This is a genomic window from Winogradskyella sp. ABM4_392 (genome assembly GCF_056160445.1).
Window position 1 is genome coordinate 116,499 of record NZ_JBSWXE010000003.1, and the last position, 19,305, is coordinate 135,803.

Genomic DNA, 19,305 nt, shown 5'->3' on the forward strand with positions numbered 1-19,305 from the left:
TTACTCGTAATATTAAGAATCTTAAAATGCCAAAAACCTCAAAGACTAAACGCATATTTAAAATCATAGGAGGACTCATAGTGTTCTTTACATTACCTACACTACTCTTCTTTGGGTTTATGTATTTGAAGTATAACGAGGACTTACCTACTGGAAAACTAGGCACAGAAGCTGATCAATTAGCGACTAGCATGTTAAATGCGCTAAACGAAGAAGCATACCTTAATACCGATTATATAGAATGGACGTTTAAAGGTAAACACCATTACAAATGGTACAAAACTGACCATACCTGTGAAGTATCATGGGATGCTATGACCGTAATTCTAGATTTTAAAAACTATGATAACTCAAAGGTATTTGCTGGCCAGCAAGAATACAATGGTATAGAAAAACAAGATTACATCAATAAAGCCACAGACTACTTTAATAACGACTCGTTTTGGTTAGTGGCACCTTACAAAGTCTTTGACAAAGGAACTGAACGTCGATTGGTAACATCAGACGATGGCAAAAAGTCTTTGCTTATAACCTATACTAAAGGTGGGACTACTCCTGGCGATTCCTATCTATGGCATTTGGATGAAAACGGACGACCAAAAAGCTTTCAAATGTGGGTAGATATTTTGCCTATTGATGGCCTTGAAGCATCTTGGGATCAATGGATAACTACCGAAAGTGGCGCCAAGTTACCAACCTCCCATAAATTCCTAGTTTTTGAATTAGATATGGGAGAGGTAAAAGGACTAAAGTTTTAATCCATTAGTACGGATAGATAGTACTATTGAATTACTGAGACTACTTTCTACCTACTGTTAACTGCCTCCTATCTACTAACCACTAACTGCTAACTACTAACTACTAACAATCTAACCACAAACTACTAAATCCAACTTGAAATTCCGACAACGTCGGAATACCGCTGTAAGCAGAAATAGTGAGCTGTAAAAACAGTATTACAAACCTAAATCAAGTAGGCAACCTCTAAATCCCATTATATAGAAAAACCACTAAGTACTAAAGCGAACGGTACTTTGTAATTCCCTCTTACAGCAAAAGGCTTTTTTTGGTTCTTTTTTAGCCATTAAAAAAGAATAGCATCAGTAACCACCATGACCATAAAAGCCTGTACTGAGCCAAGCCGTAATACCATTACAAGCAAGCAACAAACGTGGAAATCCAACAATCCAACCACTAACTACTCATTACTAAATACTACTTAGACCGCTGCCCAACAAACTGCTGCGTTTTCAGCTTAAACAACACATTAAAACTCGTTAAACTTCCGTAACTTCTGGTAATGTATTGCTGCAAATCAATCTTTTCTTGTTCTTCAAGATTACTTGAGTTTATCTTTTGCTCCATTACGCGCAAGCGATCACGTACCATGGTAATCTTATGAAAAAAGGTATCTATTGGCAGTTCTTTGCCTTGTAGGTTGGTATCACCAGGTTCTAAAATAAGTTTACCACCTTTCCACTTATCCGCAATGGAAACCACCTCAGAGACATCGGACCATTTTTTAAGAATGTCTTTTAGGCTTTTTTCAACCTCATAAAAACTTACGGTATCTACATCATCCTCTGCGGCTTCAATAACCTCAAAGTCCTCATCGAGCGCTAAAGTCTCTAAACCCTTATCTATAAAGGTCACCCAATAGTGTTTTGAAGTGACATTAGTCACAACTCCTTTGCCGTGTTCTGAATGATGAATGCGCGATCCTATCCCTAGTAATTTCATTTTTGATTGTATTTTTTATTGGTGTAACAAGTATACTAAATCTCTGTTAGATTTCCACGTTGTATCTATGAATCTTCCTTCACTAACCCTATTTTGATTTTAGTCTAAAATCCACTACTTTTAAACATCCACTATAACCAACTAATTATTAGCCGTATCCCAAAACAATATACGATATGGACTACCACATTACTTTCTGGAATTTAGAAAACCTTTTTGATATTGAACACTCGCCAAGGCGCACCGAAAAACTACAACGTGCTATTGGTAGTGATGTTAAAGGCTGGGGACCAACACAATTGAATCAGAAGTTAGACCAACTCAACCGTATTATTATGCAGTTGAATAATGGCAACGGCCCTGATATTCTGGGAGTCTGTGAGGTTGAAAATGCCCACGTGCTTCATCTGTTGATTCAGAAAATGGGTGTGTTGAATCGGAATTATGCCTTAGTGCATGACGACTCAGATGATCGTCGTGGTATTGACGTAGCCTTTATCTACGATGCGGATCTCTTTAGCGTGGAAGAAGAAAACGGCGAGCCTAAAGTGTACGACCATTTTGTACTTAGACGAACAGCCACCAGAGATATTCTACAAGTTAACTTTTTAACCAACCATAGCCAAGGCCAACAGCGTTTGGTGTTGATAGCTAACCACTGGCCTTCACGCAGTGGTGGACAGTACGAGTCTGAAGGTTACCGACAGATTGCTGGTGAAACCTTAAGTTATTTCCACCAACGTATTAGAGAGGTGCATGGAGATGATACTCCTGTACTAGCCATGGGTGACTTTAATGATGAGCCTTTTAATGAATCGCTCACACGTTTTGCGATTGCTTTGCGAAGTCGAGCGCGTGTAGTACGTGGTCGTATTCCTTATTTCTTAAACCTTATGTGGCCGTTGATGGATTATGGCACTGCCAGTTTTTATTTTGGAAATAAGCCTAACATGCTCGATCAATTTTTGGCTAATGAGAACATGCTAAAAAGCAACAGCACTATTAAAGTAATTTCGGGTTCTGTAACTATTGAGCGTTTTCCTGAAATGGTAAAGTCTGGTGCCTATGGTGTGCCCAAACATTTTGGTGGTATGGGTAAAAAGATTGATACCAGCGGTTTTAGTGACCACTATCCTATTTCAGTAAAGTTAAGGGAATCGTAGTGTGCTCTAGTTGATGTACTAGATAAACATAAAGGCATCATCATCCTTAACGGTCTTATTAGCGTCTTTAGATTTTGGTGATAACTCCACCTTTGGCTGTGGTATGTTTGCGGCCTGTAACCTGGACTTTAACAGTCTTAATCTTAATTTTTGAAATGAGTTCATAGCACTTGTTTTTATCGTTACTAAAGATACGATGTAAAACGGACATTTAGACGACTTAAACCATTAGATATAATACATTTAGCTTTTTATTAACATTAGAGTAAGTTTATAGACAAACTTTGAAAGAAAGGCTATTTCTTAACTACTAAGAACAGGAACTTGATACCCGCATTACCCGAAGCAACCCCGAAGGAGACCCGAAGGAGACCCGAAGGAGACCCGAAGGAGCTCCATATGTGGTTTGGTTGTTCTTTGTAGCTGAAATTTTTGTTACTTAGTGTCATTTGCTTCTGGATACCTGTTTGCTGTCAGGCATGCTTGACACGGAATCTAGTATTGAGTTTATAGCTTTATTCTCTATCTCTTTACGTTCATTTTGCCTTGATGCAAAACGAACCAAAAAATCAAAACAATTTATAGGAAGTAGCTCAAGCACCATTCGCTAATAATTGATAAATTAATAACATATTAGAGTCTGGTGTTTCAATCCTTCATGCATATCCCAATTAAATCCCTAGCTCATTACTTCTTAAAATTGTTGGTTTTCCGACGGTGTCGGAATTGCAAGTACGATGCTATTTTGACAATCTAAATTGAAGTGTCATTGCGAGAAGCATAGCGACGTAGCAATCTAACAGTCTAATAATCTAAAAGTCTAATAATCTAATCCCTAACTACTGACCACTAGTCCCTAAACACACTAACAATCTGAAAATCAACTGCTTTATTTTCCATAAGTTTTCATTTTTATGAAATTTCTAATGGGTATTCGGGTGTGGTTGCTAATCTTTTAAAATGGGGGTTGGTTTTTGCTCTTGTATTGCAAAATCATCGATGAAATGTATTTTTTATAGATAATATGACATTATTAATCGACAAGTGGTTAAAAAATAATTTTATATGTTTGACTCACAGCAGTTTAGCCAACGTATATGTGCTAACTATAAAATCCGGATTTGTAGCTTGCTGTATCTCCCCTACATACCTTACGATGTCCCAGAATGCTTCTGGGAAAAGTTTAACCTGATGTGCTTAGCATTATTATGCCATTGCTGAGCTATGTCCTAAATCATTAAAATCATGGCAAGAAACAATTCGTTTGTAAGATTAGAAGGTACCCTAGAGGGATTGACCTTTTACAGAAAAGATGGTCAGAACTTTGTAAAAACAAAGAGTCGTGTGAGTAGAAATCGCATTATGCATTCGCCAGAATATCAGCGTACTCGTGAGAATATGCAAGAGTTTGCTGGTGCGAATCGATGTGGTAAAAGTTTTAGAGAAAGCTTTGCTTCTATTGTTAGAATCGTTGCTGACTCCCAGATTAGTAGTCGCGTTGCAGGTGTTATTCGTCGCTTGATGAACTCTGGTGCTGGTTTGCGTGGACAGCGTAATATTAACCTGGTAGATAATACCGAGAGCTTTATTGGTCTTAACTTTAATAAGTTTAAACTTTTTGATGTGCAATTTAATGCTCCTTCTACTGGCCCAACTATTAACGCTAATAGGGATACGGTGACGTGGTCTATCCCAGATTTTGAAACTACCAATTACATAGATATTCCAACGGGTGCCACGCATTGTAAGTTGGTTTTAGCGGCTGGGTATGTTAGTAATTATGAGTGGGAACCTGCACTTAAACTGTATGAGCCTGTTGAAGAGACCCCAAATGGTGTTGGTGGTATTGCTTATAGTAATGCTATTGCGCTTGGTGGCATGGTTGGTGCTGTTACAGATTTGACCGTTGATTTAACGGCTTATGCTCCGATACCTGTGACTACGGCATTGTATGCTGCTACTGGTATTGTATTTTACCAAGAGGTTAATGGTGATTTGTACGAGTTGGCGCAAGGCCATAGTATGAAAATTGCTGTTGCTGGATAGGTAGAGGTTTAGAGCTTTAGAGTATTAGAGTTTTAGATTCTTTAATTTGATCCCGTATGGTTTTGCTGTGCGGGATTTTTGCTACTCTAGACTAAAAACAAATTCAAAAAATAACTTCTGTTCATCTGTAAATAGTTTTGAATTAGAATATATTTTTTTGATATGGTTTCTGATAATATTATCCTTTTGCTTACTATTAGCTTTTAATAAGTCATTTTTTAAATCGCTAACTAAACCTTCATATTTATCTTTTGTCATTAAAATAGCAAAACTACCTTTAGATAATTTTCCAGTTAACCAAAGTAAATTATCTAACTTTTCGTAGTTGTTAACATTAGAAAGCATATTTAGTTGCTTCATATAATCAAAGTAATTGTCTTCACCTATTGCAACTTTAGTCTTTACAAGGTCATTCTTTTTAAATAGCTTGTATGCATCTATTGCCAAACTATCATAAATGGGGAAATTCCCATCGTTTAAGAAATATATGTATTTAGATATTAACGAGATTGCTTTACCAAAAGGTTTACCCGATTTGTCTATACCATATTCTTTCAGAAATAACGAGCTTATTATATTATCCTCACTTGGGTTATTAAGGAATTTTACTGTCTGTTTTTGTAAAGTATCATCAGAACAAACAGAAATAGCTTTAGCTAATTCATCAATACCATATAAACGCTTACTCATTTGAGTTGAGTAGTAACTATCTATAATTGTTAACCTATTTTTTACAAAACCCTCAAAATCATTAGTAATTTGATTATTAAATAATTTTGAAATAATTGTTTTATTTGATAGATACTGTGTTTCAGAATTAAGAATTTTATGAGCAATATCAGAATAATACTTTAGTGTTTTTATTGTCATAGTTCTTAATTATCACCCCACTCAAATAAAGGTCCATCTTCTTTTTTTAAAGAATTTATATATTTTCTGAAATGTACTCTGGGGTGAGTAGCATACTTAACCTTATCTACAGGTAAATTATGAATCATTCTATACTTTGTAAGAAATCCGTTTATTTCCCAATCTTGACCAAACCCTATGATACAATTATAATATAGCATAAGTTGTTCATCATTGGACATTTGAGACCTTAAAATTTTTAAATATTCTCTAATCTGCTTGTAATCAAATAATGTTCCTTCCTTACTGACCACAAACTTAACCGTCGAATACAAATGTCTATAGTAATGACCTAACCTTGATTCGTGACCAGAAAAAGGACTATATTTAATATACAATTCCACATTTGTCATCCAAACATCTTTATTAGCTCTTTCAAAAACATTGGTTTTTCCATTACTTATCCTATGTCTATTTCTTACATTATTCAAATGGTTTTTAAAGCGAATCATTGAAAGATCATCTATAACTTCAGATGATGGAATGTCCGATTTAATTCCAAAGAAAAAAAGCTTGTAAGCATAAGCCAATAAATCTTCTTTGTCAAATGAAGTCTCATATTGTTTATTATAAAATTCTAAAAATTCATATAAAGCAATCAATTCTGTATGCATTGTAACAAAAACCTTTCTTGATTCAGTAATTTTTACTATTTGAGATTCAGTAGTAGTTCTATTTTTAGTCGAAATTCCATTTTCAACCTCTATCTCTTGAGTAGATTTTTGAATAGATACATCATATCCAGTAATCTTCATTTCGTTTACATTTTCTTTATGCAAACGAAGCATTTCGTAAAATTGAGATTCAAATTGTTGTATTTGAAATTGTTTTTGGACTTGAGCATTGGCACGATATTGCGCATAAAAAGCTAAAGAGGCTGCTATAATACCAATAAATGCGACTACTGGATTTAATAAACCACCTATGATATCACCAAGTGGACCAATATTTTTATAATCACCATTACTATTCTCAATTATGGTGTTAGTGTAATTTAGAACAAAAATTAATATTAATAGAGATACAGATAAAAGAAAAAACGAAACAATAATAATATTACTATTGCCTTTAAATAATTTATAACCATATGTGTTGTACTTATCTAATAACAGAAGTATTGAAATTGCAAAGCTAGGTATCGCTACAATTAAACATAAAGCAATTAGTATTGACATATTATTTTTTTACTAAAATTTTATTTACGTTATCATACCTGTATTTTATAATATCACCAGATAGTATTAATTGAATTACCTTATCTATTATAGCTAACGGCACTACAAACCATTCTCTTGGTGTAATTCTTCTTCCTTTATCATCATTTATGTCTATGTTTAGACATACTTCTGCAAAAAAACGATGTATTAAATTTTCAAACTTTTGAGCATTGAGGTTATAAGCTTTATATGATGCGACAATTTCAACATCTGCCATTAAATATGTAGCCTCCTTTGAAGCATTCTTAATACGTTCGGGCACTGGAACTGTTGAATATCCTATTTTATAAAGGTTTATAAATTGTTTGATGTCTTTGTGAGAAGATTTTGATTTTAATACATAGATCCACCCTGACTCTAAATCTTCTTCATTTACAGCATTTACATTATTAAATAATTCTTTAGATGTTTCTAATTCTGTTTTAGTTACTAAATGTCCGTTGTTAAGCAGTTGTTTACCTAAAGACCGATAAAGCATATTACTTTTAGTACCATTTTCAAATATTATCCTTGTACGACCATCTTTTCTGTTTTTATCACTTACAGGTTCATCTTCAAGGGTTCTACTTAAATCAATTTCTTCTAAATATAAAAGCACTCCATCAAGTACGTAAAAATTTCCTTTTTTTAAATTCTTTTCTGGATTTCTAAATCTTTTTAAAGCTATTTTTCTTTCCCGTATTTGTTTTTGAACCTTTTTAAACATCGATTCATAAGGCAAAAACTCTTCATCTTTCATAGCCGTTCTTTGTGCTACAAAATCAGATTCTGCTCTATCTGCTGAATTTGGAACGTTTTTTAGTTTAAAAATAGATAAGGTTTCTTCGGTGTCTAATATCCCTAAATCATCATCCTTTAGTATATCTGCAACTGACTTTACCTCTTCTTTTGTATTGAGTAGATTGTGGTTGTCATAAGGCTTTAAAATGGCTGTTTTATTTGGGTCATTTCTTAAAGCCTTTAATCTTGAAAGTAATTTGAACTCAGTTACATTGGTAGCTTCAGGCTCTCTGTGATGTTTTTCGTAAAAAGCATTAATTTCTTGGAACGATTCAATTAAGCGTTCATCTTCTGTTTTCACATTAGAGTTTTTGGGTTTTGAATCTAATATCCCAAACTCATCATCATTAAAAATATCATCCAATGTTTTTTTCTTACTCATTAGCTGCTGCTTTTCGTTTTGCTTCTTTTAAAAATATAATAGCTTCCGCTAATCGTCTTTCTTGGGGGTCAAAAGATTGAATGCTGGGTTGCTCACCTGTTTTTGCTATCCAATTCTTTATTTTAGGCCATAAAATAATAGCCTCTTCTTCGGTCATTGTTATTCTTGTAGCATCAATAGTTTCTTGGATTGCTTTAAATACTGATGCTGTTACCGATTTAGATAATATCTCAAATGCTTTTTGGAAAGGGTTGATTGTATCTATTAAATCAATATTAATATCATCAATATTCACAAAACTATCTGCCATACGAATGAATCGTTTATCTCCTTGTTCTTCAATAGTTCCGTTCTTAATAACAGAATCTACAACAACGTGTTGACGTACCGCTTCTACTTCTTCATCGGATAAATCGGGATAGGTTTCTTTGATTATTTTAGGGATTAAGACTTTATTAATAACCTCTGGGTCCACATTACCAGGCATTGCTTTTAGCATTTGGTCATCTTGCATAATTTTTGCCTTCAAGTCATTCAAATCACTTTCAATAATATCTTTAGCTCTTTGTGAACTTGGTAGCTTGAACCCTCTTATTTTTATTGTATCATCGTCATCGTCTGTGTCTTCCTCATCTTCTTCTGGAAATTTTGGTTTAAACTTCCAATTTGGTGCTAAAACTTGCTCCATTAGTAAGGAAGCAGTAATAGCCTTCAGCATATTATTAACTGATAGTTTCACCAAATCATCTTCTGCATCTGGTTGCGCTATTAAATTGGTAAACTGTGCGTGCGTTTTGTTTTCACTATCTCTTGTTGCTCTACCAATTATTTGAATAATTTCAGTTAACGACCCTCTATAGCCTACTGTTAAAGCGTGTTCGCAATATGGCCAATCAAAACCTTCTTTAGCCATACCTAATGCTATAATAATATCTATATCGTCAACATCATTTATGTTACGCAAATATTCTTGTATTTTATCTCTATCCTTTTGGTTATCGTGAACTAAATCTGCAATCTTTAGAGTTTTATCAGTTTTTTTACTCTTTACATACAATACCCCTGTTTCTGGGTCTTGATATTCTAATTCTCCTAAACTGTCAATAATTCTATTGACTTCTTCATACTTATCTTTGGTAGACTCACCAGCATTTACATTAGGAATATGTACAATCGTCTTCTTTTTTTCATTCAAAACTTCATTAATGGCTGATGTATATCTCCCTTGATAAAAATGATAACCAATTCCTAACGATTTTAAATAATTATAGCCGTTCAACTGTTGGTAGTAATCGTATTTTACTTTTATAAACTTCGCTTCATCTTCTGGTAATAAAATAGGAACTGAATCCCCTCTAAAAAATGACCCTGTCATTGCTACGACGTGAGCATTAGATTTGTCCATAACACTACTTAAAACCAAACCTAATTTATTATCACCATCTACAGAAACGTGGTGAAATTCATCTATTGCCAACAAGCAGTCGTTTAATTGTTTTTCGTCGATTGCTTCAAAAGCAAAGCGTAATGTTGCATGTGTACATATTAATATTTGTTCATCTGTTTCTAAAAACTCTAAAAATGCTTTTACTTTACTTTGATCACCACCAGGTGTACATAGATTGTATTTAGGATTAGGAATCCAATCTGCAAAAAAACCGTGTTTTTTTAACTCTGTTTTAGCAAATGAGCTACCTATGGACCTTTCAGGTACAGCAACAATAACCTTTTTAATCCCTTGGTTGATTAATTTATCTAAACCAATAAACATTAAGGCACGAGATTTCCCTGAAGCTGGTGGTGCTTTTATGAGTAAATATTGGGCTGTACGAGCCTCAAATGCTTTTTGTTGCATTTCTCGCATACCTAATTCGTTAGTGCTTTTACTTTTACCTGTTTGTTGGTATTTTACGTGAACTATATCTGGCATATCTAATCTTTAAACTCTTTTACTTCTGTTAACTCAATTAAACAAGTATCAATTTCTCCTTCATCTATCCATTTACCGATTAAGATACTTTTCTTTTTGTTTTGATAATATTCTAAATTAATTTTTCCTGAAAACTTATCATCGTCTATTCCCTTTGTGGAACCAGCAAAAGAAAAACCATCATTAGATTTTAAACTTATTAGTGCATTTATATCATTTTTATCATTAGCATAACTAATCTTAAAAATATTATTTTCTAAAATTGCTCTTTGAATAGTAACACTCTCATAAGTTGAGAAAATCTCTTCTTTAAAAAACCCTTCAAACCAATAAATTTTACCAATAAACCGTTTCATTAAGCATTCTTTTTACGTTTCTTTTTCGGTTTTTCTAACAAGGTATTTTTATTTATCATCTTTTCATATTCTTTAAAAAGATACTCTAAACGTTCTGTATCACTCTCAAAAGGTTTTAAACGATAACAACGCTCTATTGCTAAATCTAATTGATGATGTGCTTCTTTTAAACCTTTAGGCATTTTATCTGGGTCGTATAATTGTGCTAAAGTTTTACCCGAATGCTTTTCTCGCTCTGCTAATACCTCAAAAACGTGTAAATTGATTTGTTCTTTTTGCTTTTGATTGATTTCTGGGAACGGAAAAGTATTATAACAAATAGAGGAAGAATACCTTATTCGATTTTCAAGCCTACCAGCTACTAAATTCAACCAACACATATGCATTCTTGAACTCACAACTCCAAAAACCCAAGTTTCACAATCATAAATTATTTGTGCTGAATTAGGTACTATCTCTCCAGGCTGTATGAAACCTATAGGAATATATTTTCTGCTTTCTGATGATACAACAGGAATAACTATAGATTGTAAGGTAGTTTCATTAAATTCTCTGAACTGATGAGACTTATTTGCTATTTGATTTTGACCTTTATCCGTACTTTTTAATCTTTCAGTTTTCACTTCATTAATTCTATTAAGAATCGGCACAATCTTTTTTGCCTCATCCAAATTGCTATTAGAAATCCACAAACAATATCTTGAAATTCCACTAATTAATTCAGACGAACCGATCAATGGTTTTATGAACTTAACCGAATCAGAATGCTTTTTAATCAATTCGTTTTTTTCTTCGAGCGTTAATATTAAAGCATTACAACACCCTGTATAGTTCCCTCTAACCATAATGGGCAATCCATTTATTGGTTTACTTTTACTATTTACATAAATTGTTGGTGCTCCTGCTAAATAAGGGTTTATCTCCTTAACTTTACTTTTAATTTTATTTTCTAAATACAATTTTTTAATAGAATTGCTTTTTTGTCCAACTCCAATAATAACTACAGTCACTCCAGCACCACCTTTTGCATTATTGCTCCATTTGAACGAGGGATAAGCAAAGGTAATTTCAAGTTCATCACCTAACACTAAAGGCCACAGAATAGGCACTTGTTCTCCTTGACAAATAGAGTTTGTAGAAACAAATGCATATTTGTTTTTAGTGTTCTTAATAAAATTTGATGCCAACAAAAACCAACAAGAAATATAATCAAGCTTACCACTTTTCTTTATTGAATGAAAAACACTTTTCATTTCTAATTTCTGGTGTTTGTCCTGATTACGTGTTCCCAAATAAGGTGGATTTCCTAAAATATAGATTTCATCATCTTCGTTTTTAGGACAGGTATCTTCCCAATTTAAACGAGTTGCATTACCTTGTGTGATATGACCTGCTTCTTTTAATGGTAAAATAGGTTTGGCTCTACCAAAATCAAACAACTCATCTATAAAGATTTTGTTCATTTGGTGTTCAGCTAACCATAAAGACAAAATTGCCATTTCGTGAGCGAAGTCGTCCAACTCTATACCATAGAATTGTGAGAGTTTTACTTCGGTAAACACAAAAGAGTATTGCGGTTCTAACTCATTAATCTGTTGCCATATTTTTATTTCTAATTTTCGTAGTTCTTTATAAGCAATAATTAAGAAGTTACCGCTACCACAAGCAGGATCAAATATTTTAAGTTTGGATATTCTGTATATTAATTGGCGTAGTTTTTTAGGGTTTTCTTTATGCTTTTCAAACTCATCATACAACTCATTTAAAAACAAAGGTTCAATTACCTTCATAATATTTGGGACAGAGGTATAATGCATACCCAAACCGCTACGATACGCAGGATTTACCACTGCCTGTATCATAGACCCAAAAATATCTGGGTTAATTTCACTCCAGTCTAAATCACCACAGTCTAAAATAATTTTACGTGCCTCTTTAGTAAATTGTGGTGACACAATGGTATCTCTAAACAAACCACCATTTACATAAGGAAACTCTCTAAAGTGGGATGCTTCATTACTGTTATCTTTAGTATTCAGGACCTTAAAGAGTCTATCTAAAAACATATTGACATCGCTACCATCTTCTTTGGTATGTTGTGTCAAGGTATCTGTAAACATCCCCTCAATAGGGAATATGTCGGTATCTTCTGCAAAAAAGCAAAACAATAAACGAGATAGAAAGATATTTAGATTATGACCGCCATCATCATAGATGTTAGGGTTTTCAGTCACCAATATATCATAGAGCTTCGCCATTTTGTATGACGCTTTTCTGTCGGCATAATTCTCATTTTTTTGAGAATACTTTTCTTGACCAGCCCAAGGCAAAAAGAAGCTAAAGTGCTTATGAATTTCAAGAATAGGTATATCTAAAGTTGCACCTGTTCTGATGTCTTTAGCTACTAATGTTTTGTAGTCTGTTACAATTACAAAACGTGGATTGTGCTTTAGAGATTCAGGTTCTTTGGTAAGGTCATCGATAACGGTTAAAAGTGTTCCAGTCTCAACTTCTTTAAAAAGCATTTTACTTTTATAGAGAACTTCCCCTTCGACTTTAGATAAATTGAAATCACCTTTTTTTAGACGGGTAATCGAAGTTTTTGAAATACCGTATGCTTTGAGTAAGTCAAATACAAATTCTTCTTTGTTGAAGTTACCAACTAATTCAATGACGTTTTTTTCTATTTGAGTAGCGGTCATAAATTTAGAACACTGTTATAAACAGTTATTTAATAATGTTTAAAGGACTTTAAGAAGCTATTTTTTAAGGACAATAAATTTACAAAAAGCCCTTGGGTTTGCAAGGGCTTGGTTTATAAATTATTGACAAAACTTGTATTTGCATTAATCAATATGACTTATCCTTTTGACGGCTCAGGATTCACATTTGATGTCTCAGCCTCTACAACTTGTTTTAGAGTTGCTAAGTCGCCATCTGTTGGTGGTTTGTCGTTAATTATATAGGTCTTATTACCTCCAGGATACCTAATAAATATCTTGTAGATTGGATGCACAAATCTACCTCTATCTATGTCTTTTATTGGTGTATTTCTAATATACTCAAACTGTCTGTTTAACCACGTGACAAATAAGTTTGGGTTGTCTGTAGAAAGTAATGTTATGTCTTGAGTTGTTGGATACTCTGTTTTTAGTGTCAATGCATTATTTAATCCATCAATCTTAATCTTTACGTTTAATGACCTTATGCAATATTCCGATAAATTAATTTTGGACGGAACATCATTTTCATATTCAAATAAATGATAGGTTACTTTGTCATCAAATTCATAATTACTTCTTCCTCTTCTTTGATTTCTTACTTTTCTAATAACACCATTTAGTGTCGCTTTTAAATTTACATCTTCATAATTAGCCTCCTTGCAAGGAAAATATTTAACGGTTCTCCTATCCATTATCACCTTAGAAAAAGGATTTGCTCCTGAATCATTAAAAAGATTACGAAAACTGTAAATATCGTCAGGTATTAGCTGGTTGTCTTTTATTTGCATCGTTGCAGTGACAATAACATTATCTGCAATTTCTCTGAGGTTACCTGCTTTTTGAGATAAGGTAATTTGAGACGGACTAAATGAAAAACCAGATTTTAATCGATTTGCTTTGATATTTAGCGCTTCTTTTATGGCGTCTTTATTGGAAAATGAAGCTTCTCCAGACGCTCCTGTATTTATGTTTCTTGATTCATTATTTTCACTTGACCTATTGCCAGCAGATGTTCTATCGTCGGTGGTTTGACTTTCAATAAGATTTCCATTTTCATCATATTTATTAATAACTGTAGTACCCTTAGGATTTGATCTATCTAAACTTGTTGTTCTTTTAGAATCTGTGGTTGTACCACCACCATATTCTGCAGAGACCTTAGAATTAAATGTAACTTCTTGCTGTCGCTCTAAAGAACCTAAATCAATTAACTCAAACTCGTTTTCTAACTTATCTATTGTTAAAAATTCTATGATGTTATTGTCATCCAGTTCTAATCTGGTATTGAGATATGATAGTCTTGTATTTGGATGAAGCATTGTGTGATTCCTTCTGGAGTAGCTAAATCCTTCTGTATTTGCATCTCTTCTTCTCATCATTTCTTTATCATATTCTGCGTAATCTTTTATGGTAGACAGGTGAATCCTAACATTGAATTTAGAATAATCCGTTTTAGTAATTTTAGAACTGGATTTTGCCGGGTTAGAAAGGTCAGTTTTTATATACTTAATTAAAGTGTCTGGGTTATTACCAACCATGTCACTTAAGATTCTCAAATAAGTAACTTGTGTTGAGTCGTTTAAACTAAAAAAAGTCTTAGCTTTTTCTTTTTTGGCAGGCGTTGGTTTCTCAAGAGGTATAATTTTAACGTTAGACCCAATTATGGATTCTGCAAGATTAGCATCTAAATCTTCTATTTTAAAAAGTCCTCTATCTAAGTTTGTCAGCCTTGGATTAGATTTACAACTTACTATCATTAAAATTGTAAATACAAGTATTGTTATTTTTACATTTATTTTTCTCATACCACTTTATATTTATAATATGTCTTTAATAAGTTATTGTTATTACATTTCTCACGAATCTTTCCAGTGTATTTTGCTTTAGTCGGATAATCGAGAGTGTCTCCTCCACAATTAGGGATTGCTCCATTGTAATGATCCTTTGCATTACTTGGTAAATCTGCTCCAGAAGTATTTGTATGATGTTGTACCCTAGTCCATATTGAATCCCCAGTATTATAATAACTGAACACAATATTTTCTAGTTGATTAGTATTCAATCCTTTAACATTTTTCTTAACAATAGATTTCGCATAACTTTTTGATTTAAAATCGTTTTTTTCAATTATTAACCTAGAATTTTTTGAATCTATTTTAGTAATCACACCTTTAAGTGAATTGCCTCTTGATGACATGTATTCAAATTCTCCTCTATTATTTTTGGCATTCCATTTTGTGTTCATAATTATAATTTTATTTAGTCATTAATTTTCACTTTCTACAATTACAAATTAGTTTTCTATGCAATCCACATTAAGTTTTAGCTCACTGCTTTTTTTAGTATAACCTTTTATATAGTTTTGAATATAATTGTTTGATGCTGAGCATTTTTGTACTCTACCTGCATGGACACCTGTTGAGTCAGTTCTTGTACAGGTAACACAATGCTTTGGTAATTTGATATTTATCGATCCTTCTAAGTCTTTTTTATTAATCTTAATAATAGAATCTAACTGTATACGTCTTTTAGTTAGCTTAACTTCTACAAGCTCAGGAAGTGATGCAAAATCTACACTATTAACTGTAAAATTGCCATTGGCATTGGTGCTAGTAGACTGGTCTGACTTAATAAGTTTGACACCTACATTATCTACAATATCATCCCCATAATAGATGGTACCTGAGATATCGGTTTGGCAAGATTTAAAATCTTCTACTTGTGCTGGATTAAAAAAGAAAAGTAGCGCAAACACTCCTAAAGGACCACCTGCGTTAACAATTTTATTATTAAATGCAAATGTGCCTGTTAAAGCCATAGCAAATGCTCCACCAGCCAAAGCTAACACTACAGAAAAGATTTTATCTGCCTGTTGCGTTTGACAACCAAAGACCAATGCAATTACCATTAATGCGATAAGCAATACTACACCTGCTATAATTCCGAATGTTATTTGTTGTTTTTTTGTCATTTGAATATAATTTATTGGATTGAACTTATGCTTTGAAATAAAACCAGCAATTGGTAACTGATTTGCTCTAAATCTTTTTTCTAATGCTTTGGCACTATCTTTATCAAAAGATGACAAATACTGCTGCATAGTTTGATAAGCAGATTCATTAGGTATAGGTATGCTAAGCCCTTTTATAGGTCTGTATGTGTTGTTGAATACTTGCCAAAAATTTACAATAGTATCAAGAACTATTTTTGTATTATTGACCTTGGCTAATTGAATATTTTTCCCAGCTTTATAATCTTCATGTTCATATAGCGCAATGGACTCTTCAAACTTATTAAAATAGCTTGTTGCCTTTCTATGAACATCATTAATAATTATCTGCAAGTTTTGTAAATCGTCAGACGCAGTGTTTTCGGTAATAAGCATCTCATTTAATGCATCAATAAATGTGTTTCTGCGACGTTCTATTTCTTCCTCAAATTCGGTAATACTCATTATTCACCTTTTTTTTTCTTACGTAGTTTTTCTAACTGCTTTAATAAATTAACAATGTCACTATTATCTGAAGCGAGTATATTTTGTACTTCTTTGGCTAAATCAAATTTTTCTATGAAATGATCAAAATCTATAGAAGTATCTTCAATAAAACTATCATCAATACTTTCAATAAATAGATTTAATTTACTTTCAGGTAACTTGTCAACTGGAAATCCTATGGATTTAAGAAGCTCCTTTTTTTTATCGTTGAGTTCAGACATTTATGCTCTAAATTTTATTGTATTACTAAGAACTAAAATTAATAACATGCATCATAGCAAACCATACCCAATATTGGGTATACTGCCATCCGATGCGGTCAACAACGAATTATGTAATTATATACCGCTAAGGAAACGGTACTTAGGGAATTATTTTGAAGATATTAATAATACCAGTATCTTAACTATTATTTAGATATATGGTAATAAAAATCTATTAAATGGTATTACACTATAAATTAACCGCTGTTAAGGACTTGGCTATTAAATCGCTCATCATAAAGGCATTATCGGTACCTAAGGTTGGAGTCCAGTCTCTATTGCTTCCTAGATAGGAATGGTTATCGAGCTCTAACAAGCCAATAATAACTTCCGCCACAATAGTGGCACCAACAGGTCCTAAACCTTCGCCTGGGATACTACCACCATCTAGTTTTAGCTTACCAATTTCTTCTGCTTCTGCTAAAATATAGAACCATAATGGCGTCCCTGCATCGAGATTAATATTGTGGGTATCCGCTAGATTGTTGATGAGATTCTTTACGTCATCGACTTCGCTTGTAGGTCTATTCATATGGACTGCTACACTTTCTCCCGATGGCAGCAAAAAGCTTTGACCGCGCCTTAGGTTTCTTGTGGCTAAAGACTTATCTGCGGCATTGGTAGATCTTATAAATGGCAACTCTAATAGTATGCTCGCAAGTTTGGTATCTAATTGCTCTGCTTTTTGAAAAGTCCCATCGATATCAAAAAGCGTTTCCCATTCCACAACCTGTTTGTCGTCATTTATTTTGGAAAAGCCTTTACCGAATTCATCTGAAAAGATACTATGTGCATCACCACTGACCTGTAACTTTAAGTTTTGTGCTATCATGGAATGCCCAAACCTATAGGCGGCTACCGAAAATTCGACTGGTATAAATGATTCTTCACAGGGCTTATAGAACTGTCTTCCCTTGCCTAGAATATCATTCACAATTTTATGACCACAAAGGCTTGGCAAGAAATCGTTGACAACAATCCATTGGTAATGCCAAGTAACACTTTCGCGTGCTTCTTCATAGATGTCTACAGCAGAGCGTTCTAATCCTTTAGCTGCATAATCTTTCTTTATATCGTCATAAACCGCATTATAAAAACGTACCATAGCCAATTGAAATTGGGACAATACACGGTTTTCATCATTTCGAGGATCGCCTATAATAGCGGTACCTGTACCTGTACGTGGTAAATCGTGCTTTTCGTGTTTGGCCAATTGGCCATGATTTTTATTGGTTTTACCGGTTAACAAATAGAGACCTCTACCATTGGGATCATCATACAAAAAAGGTTCATCTTCGGGACCACTTCCAAATACGCAATCTAAATCCAGATGGGCAGTTCTGGTATTCTCTATAGCATTAGGATCATTGATACTGCTAAAGTTAGAACTGGTATCAAAGGTAATATCATGATCTACAAATTGACCAAAGAATATCATACCCAAAGGGATGTCATTGGTGAATTTTGGAGTGGTCTTAGCATCCATAGGCCCATTTTTAGCCCCTAAGTCTGCTAGTGTTTTAGGATTTAGGTATAATGGATGGAGTTCCCTAAACATTCTGCCAAATCTACCAATACGCTCTTGGTTATAAGAGGTCATTGTACATAGTTCGTTTTTACCCGCAAAACTATGTCTACCATGGTTTCTTGTGTTTTTCATATTCGTTGATTTTTAAGTTACATGCCTAGTTGTAAAACTTATGTCCAGTAATAAATTTTACACGTTTATGGTCAACAACGAATTATGTAATTATATACCGCTAAGGATACGGTACCTAAAGGATGTTTTAAATTAATGCATTTTCTGTAACAACTGTCTTTTATTAGACCAACGACAAGAAAAGCACCACAAAACAACTGAATATCAAGTATTTACCTACAAGCAAACACATTATAAAATGATTGTGATTGCTATTTTGATAGAAAATTGTTTCGTGAATCGCACCAAAAAGCTTTTGCATTACAGCGGACTTATCACCTGTCCTTATAACTCAACCGCTTACGAATACCACCACTGGCACGATGGATAATAACATCGGCATTATAACGTTTGGCCAACGTTTTGGCTTTGCGTATCGCTGTACCTTGCTTACGATGTTTTGAGGTAATACGCTTGTTGCCCTCACGACGCACAGCCCATCCCTCTTCGTAAGGCACCACATGTTGATGCCAGGTACGCTTTGGTGTGCTGTGATACCCTAAAGCTTTTAGAATAGCTGTAATCAATTGCTGAACAGCATCGGCTAAGGTATTTTGTTTGGGCATTGTTGGTGTTTAGGTGTTGTAAATGTAATATTTTT

The 19,305-nt window shown here is 33.6% G+C and carries 17 protein-coding genes; 3 read left to right on the plus strand and 14 right to left on the minus strand.

The window, feature by feature from the left end:
- Positions 1–26 precede the first annotated feature (26 nt).
- Positions 27–758 (plus strand): hypothetical protein, encoded by a 732-nt coding sequence (locus ACXAFS_RS09250; protein ID WP_475306519.1) that lies wholly within the window; start codon positions 27–29, stop codon positions 756–758.
- 457 nt (positions 759–1,215) lie between these two features.
- Here ACXAFS_RS09250 and ACXAFS_RS09255 read toward each other — a convergent pair whose 3' ends face one another.
- The gene (locus ACXAFS_RS09255) at positions 1,216–1,740 is read right to left on the minus strand and encodes a hypothetical protein (protein WP_475306521.1); all 525 of its coding nucleotides are present in this window, start codon (positions 1,738–1,740) and stop codon (positions 1,216–1,218) included.
- 176 nt (positions 1,741–1,916) lie between these two features.
- Between ACXAFS_RS09255 and ACXAFS_RS09260 the strand changes: the two genes are divergently transcribed.
- Entirely contained in the window at positions 1,917–2,903 is a 987-nt protein-coding gene (locus ACXAFS_RS09260) for an endonuclease/exonuclease/phosphatase family protein (protein ID WP_475306522.1), read from the plus strand.
- An 18-nt stretch (positions 2,904–2,921) separates the two neighbouring features.
- Here ACXAFS_RS09260 and ACXAFS_RS09265 read toward each other — a convergent pair whose 3' ends face one another.
- A complete protein-coding gene (locus ACXAFS_RS09265; protein ID WP_475306523.1) occupies positions 2,922–3,068 on the minus strand; it encodes a hypothetical protein in 147 nt (48 codons plus the stop codon).
- Between the two features lie 1,080 nt (positions 3,069–4,148).
- Between ACXAFS_RS09265 and ACXAFS_RS09270 the strand changes: the two genes are divergently transcribed.
- Positions 4,149–4,949: a hypothetical protein gene (locus ACXAFS_RS09270; protein WP_475306525.1), complete on the plus strand. Its 801-nt coding sequence runs from the start codon at positions 4,149–4,151 to the stop codon at positions 4,947–4,949.
- An 81-nt stretch (positions 4,950–5,030) separates the two neighbouring features.
- Here ACXAFS_RS09270 and ACXAFS_RS09275 read toward each other — a convergent pair whose 3' ends face one another.
- The 12 genes from ACXAFS_RS09275 to ACXAFS_RS09330 all read right to left on the minus strand — a co-directional run bounded on the left by ACXAFS_RS09275 (position 5,031) and on the right by ACXAFS_RS09330 (position 19,270).
- Positions 5,031–5,819, minus strand: a complete 789-nt coding sequence (locus tag ACXAFS_RS09275; RefSeq protein WP_475306526.1) for a hypothetical protein — start codon at positions 5,817–5,819, stop codon at positions 5,031–5,033.
- A gap of 5 nt (positions 5,820–5,824) precedes the next feature.
- Positions 5,825–7,033 (minus strand): putative phage abortive infection protein, encoded by a 1,209-nt coding sequence (locus ACXAFS_RS09280; RefSeq protein ID WP_475306527.1) that lies wholly within the window; start codon positions 7,031–7,033, stop codon positions 5,825–5,827.
- A 1-nt stretch (position 7,034) separates the two neighbouring features.
- Positions 7,035–8,237, minus strand: a complete 1,203-nt coding sequence (locus ACXAFS_RS09285; protein ID WP_475306528.1) for a GIY-YIG nuclease family protein — start codon at positions 8,235–8,237, stop codon at positions 7,035–7,037.
- A complete protein-coding gene (locus ACXAFS_RS09290; protein ID WP_475306530.1) occupies positions 8,230–10,167 on the minus strand; it encodes a DEAD/DEAH box helicase in 1,938 nt (645 codons plus the stop codon). The genes ACXAFS_RS09285 and ACXAFS_RS09290 overlap by 8 nt, the downstream gene beginning before the upstream one ends.
- A 2-nt stretch (positions 10,168–10,169) precedes the next feature.
- Positions 10,170–10,523, minus strand: a complete 354-nt coding sequence (locus ACXAFS_RS09295) for a hypothetical protein (protein WP_475306531.1) — start codon at positions 10,521–10,523, stop codon at positions 10,170–10,172.
- Complete coding sequence (locus ACXAFS_RS09300) at positions 10,523–13,225, minus strand: DNA methyltransferase (RefSeq protein ID WP_475306532.1); 2,703 nt, start codon at positions 13,223–13,225, stop codon at positions 10,523–10,525. Before ACXAFS_RS09300 ends, ACXAFS_RS09295 begins: the two co-directional genes overlap by 1 nt.
- Positions 13,226–13,383: 158 nt before the next feature.
- Positions 13,384–15,051, minus strand: a complete 1,668-nt coding sequence (locus ACXAFS_RS09305) for a hypothetical protein (protein WP_475306534.1) — start codon at positions 15,049–15,051, stop codon at positions 13,384–13,386.
- Positions 15,048–15,491, minus strand: a complete 444-nt coding sequence (locus ACXAFS_RS09310) for a hypothetical protein (protein ID WP_475306535.1) — start codon at positions 15,489–15,491, stop codon at positions 15,048–15,050. The genes ACXAFS_RS09305 and ACXAFS_RS09310 overlap by 4 nt, the downstream gene beginning before the upstream one ends.
- A 48-nt stretch (positions 15,492–15,539) precedes the next feature.
- The gene (locus tag ACXAFS_RS09315) at positions 15,540–16,700 is read right to left on the minus strand and encodes a hypothetical protein (protein WP_475306537.1); all 1,161 of its coding nucleotides are present in this window, start codon (positions 16,698–16,700) and stop codon (positions 15,540–15,542) included.
- Positions 16,700–16,963 (minus strand): hypothetical protein, encoded by a 264-nt coding sequence (locus ACXAFS_RS09320; protein WP_475306539.1) that lies wholly within the window; start codon positions 16,961–16,963, stop codon positions 16,700–16,702. Before ACXAFS_RS09320 ends, ACXAFS_RS09315 begins: the two co-directional genes overlap by 1 nt.
- A gap of 232 nt (positions 16,964–17,195) precedes the next feature.
- Positions 17,196–18,665 carry a peroxidase family protein gene (locus ACXAFS_RS09325; protein ID WP_475306540.1) on the minus strand — a complete coding sequence of 490 codons (1,470 nt, stop codon included), beginning with the start codon at positions 18,663–18,665 and terminating at the stop codon, positions 17,196–17,198.
- A 314-nt stretch (positions 18,666–18,979) separates the two neighbouring features.
- Entirely contained in the window at positions 18,980–19,270 is a 291-nt protein-coding gene (locus tag ACXAFS_RS09330) for a DUF2188 domain-containing protein (protein ID WP_475306541.1), read from the minus strand.
- Positions 19,271–19,305 lie beyond the last annotated feature (35 nt).

What these genes read in the sequence shown, in the direction of transcription:
- ACXAFS_RS09250 (WP_475306519.1), top strand. Translation starts at nt 27, where the DNA reads ATGCCAAAAACCTCAAAGACTAAACGCATATTTAAAATCATAGGAGGA.
- ACXAFS_RS09255 (WP_475306521.1), bottom strand. Translation starts at nt 1,740, where the DNA reads ATGAAATTACTAGGGATAGGATCGCGCATTCATCATTCAGAACACGGC.
- ACXAFS_RS09260 (WP_475306522.1), top strand. Translation starts at nt 1,917, where the DNA reads ATGGACTACCACATTACTTTCTGGAATTTAGAAAACCTTTTTGATATT.
- ACXAFS_RS09265 (WP_475306523.1), bottom strand. Translation starts at nt 3,068, where the DNA reads ATGAACTCATTTCAAAAATTAAGATTAAGACTGTTAAAGTCCAGGTTA.
- ACXAFS_RS09270 (WP_475306525.1), top strand. Translation starts at nt 4,149, where the DNA reads ATGGCAAGAAACAATTCGTTTGTAAGATTAGAAGGTACCCTAGAGGGA.
- ACXAFS_RS09275 (WP_475306526.1), bottom strand. Translation starts at nt 5,819, where the DNA reads ATGACAATAAAAACACTAAAGTATTATTCTGATATTGCTCATAAAATT.
- ACXAFS_RS09280 (WP_475306527.1), bottom strand. Translation starts at nt 7,033, where the DNA reads ATGTCAATACTAATTGCTTTATGTTTAATTGTAGCGATACCTAGCTTT.
- ACXAFS_RS09285 (WP_475306528.1), bottom strand. Translation starts at nt 8,237, where the DNA reads ATGAGTAAGAAAAAAACATTGGATGATATTTTTAATGATGATGAGTTT.
- ACXAFS_RS09290 (WP_475306530.1), bottom strand. Translation starts at nt 10,167, where the DNA reads ATGCCAGATATAGTTCACGTAAAATACCAACAAACAGGTAAAAGTAAA.
- ACXAFS_RS09295 (WP_475306531.1), bottom strand. Translation starts at nt 10,523, where the DNA reads ATGAAACGGTTTATTGGTAAAATTTATTGGTTTGAAGGGTTTTTTAAA.
- ACXAFS_RS09300 (WP_475306532.1), bottom strand. Translation starts at nt 13,225, where the DNA reads ATGACCGCTACTCAAATAGAAAAAAACGTCATTGAATTAGTTGGTAAC.
- ACXAFS_RS09305 (WP_475306534.1), bottom strand. Translation starts at nt 15,051, where the DNA reads ATGAGAAAAATAAATGTAAAAATAACAATACTTGTATTTACAATTTTA.
- ACXAFS_RS09310 (WP_475306535.1), bottom strand. Translation starts at nt 15,491, where the DNA reads ATGAACACAAAATGGAATGCCAAAAATAATAGAGGAGAATTTGAATAC.
- ACXAFS_RS09315 (WP_475306537.1), bottom strand. Translation starts at nt 16,700, where the DNA reads ATGAGTATTACCGAATTTGAGGAAGAAATAGAACGTCGCAGAAACACA.
- ACXAFS_RS09320 (WP_475306539.1), bottom strand. Translation starts at nt 16,963, where the DNA reads ATGTCTGAACTCAACGATAAAAAAAAGGAGCTTCTTAAATCCATAGGA.
- ACXAFS_RS09325 (WP_475306540.1), bottom strand. Translation starts at nt 18,665, where the DNA reads ATGAAAAACACAAGAAACCATGGTAGACATAGTTTTGCGGGTAAAAAC.
- ACXAFS_RS09330 (WP_475306541.1), bottom strand. Translation starts at nt 19,270, where the DNA reads ATGCCCAAACAAAATACCTTAGCCGATGCTGTTCAGCAATTGATTACA.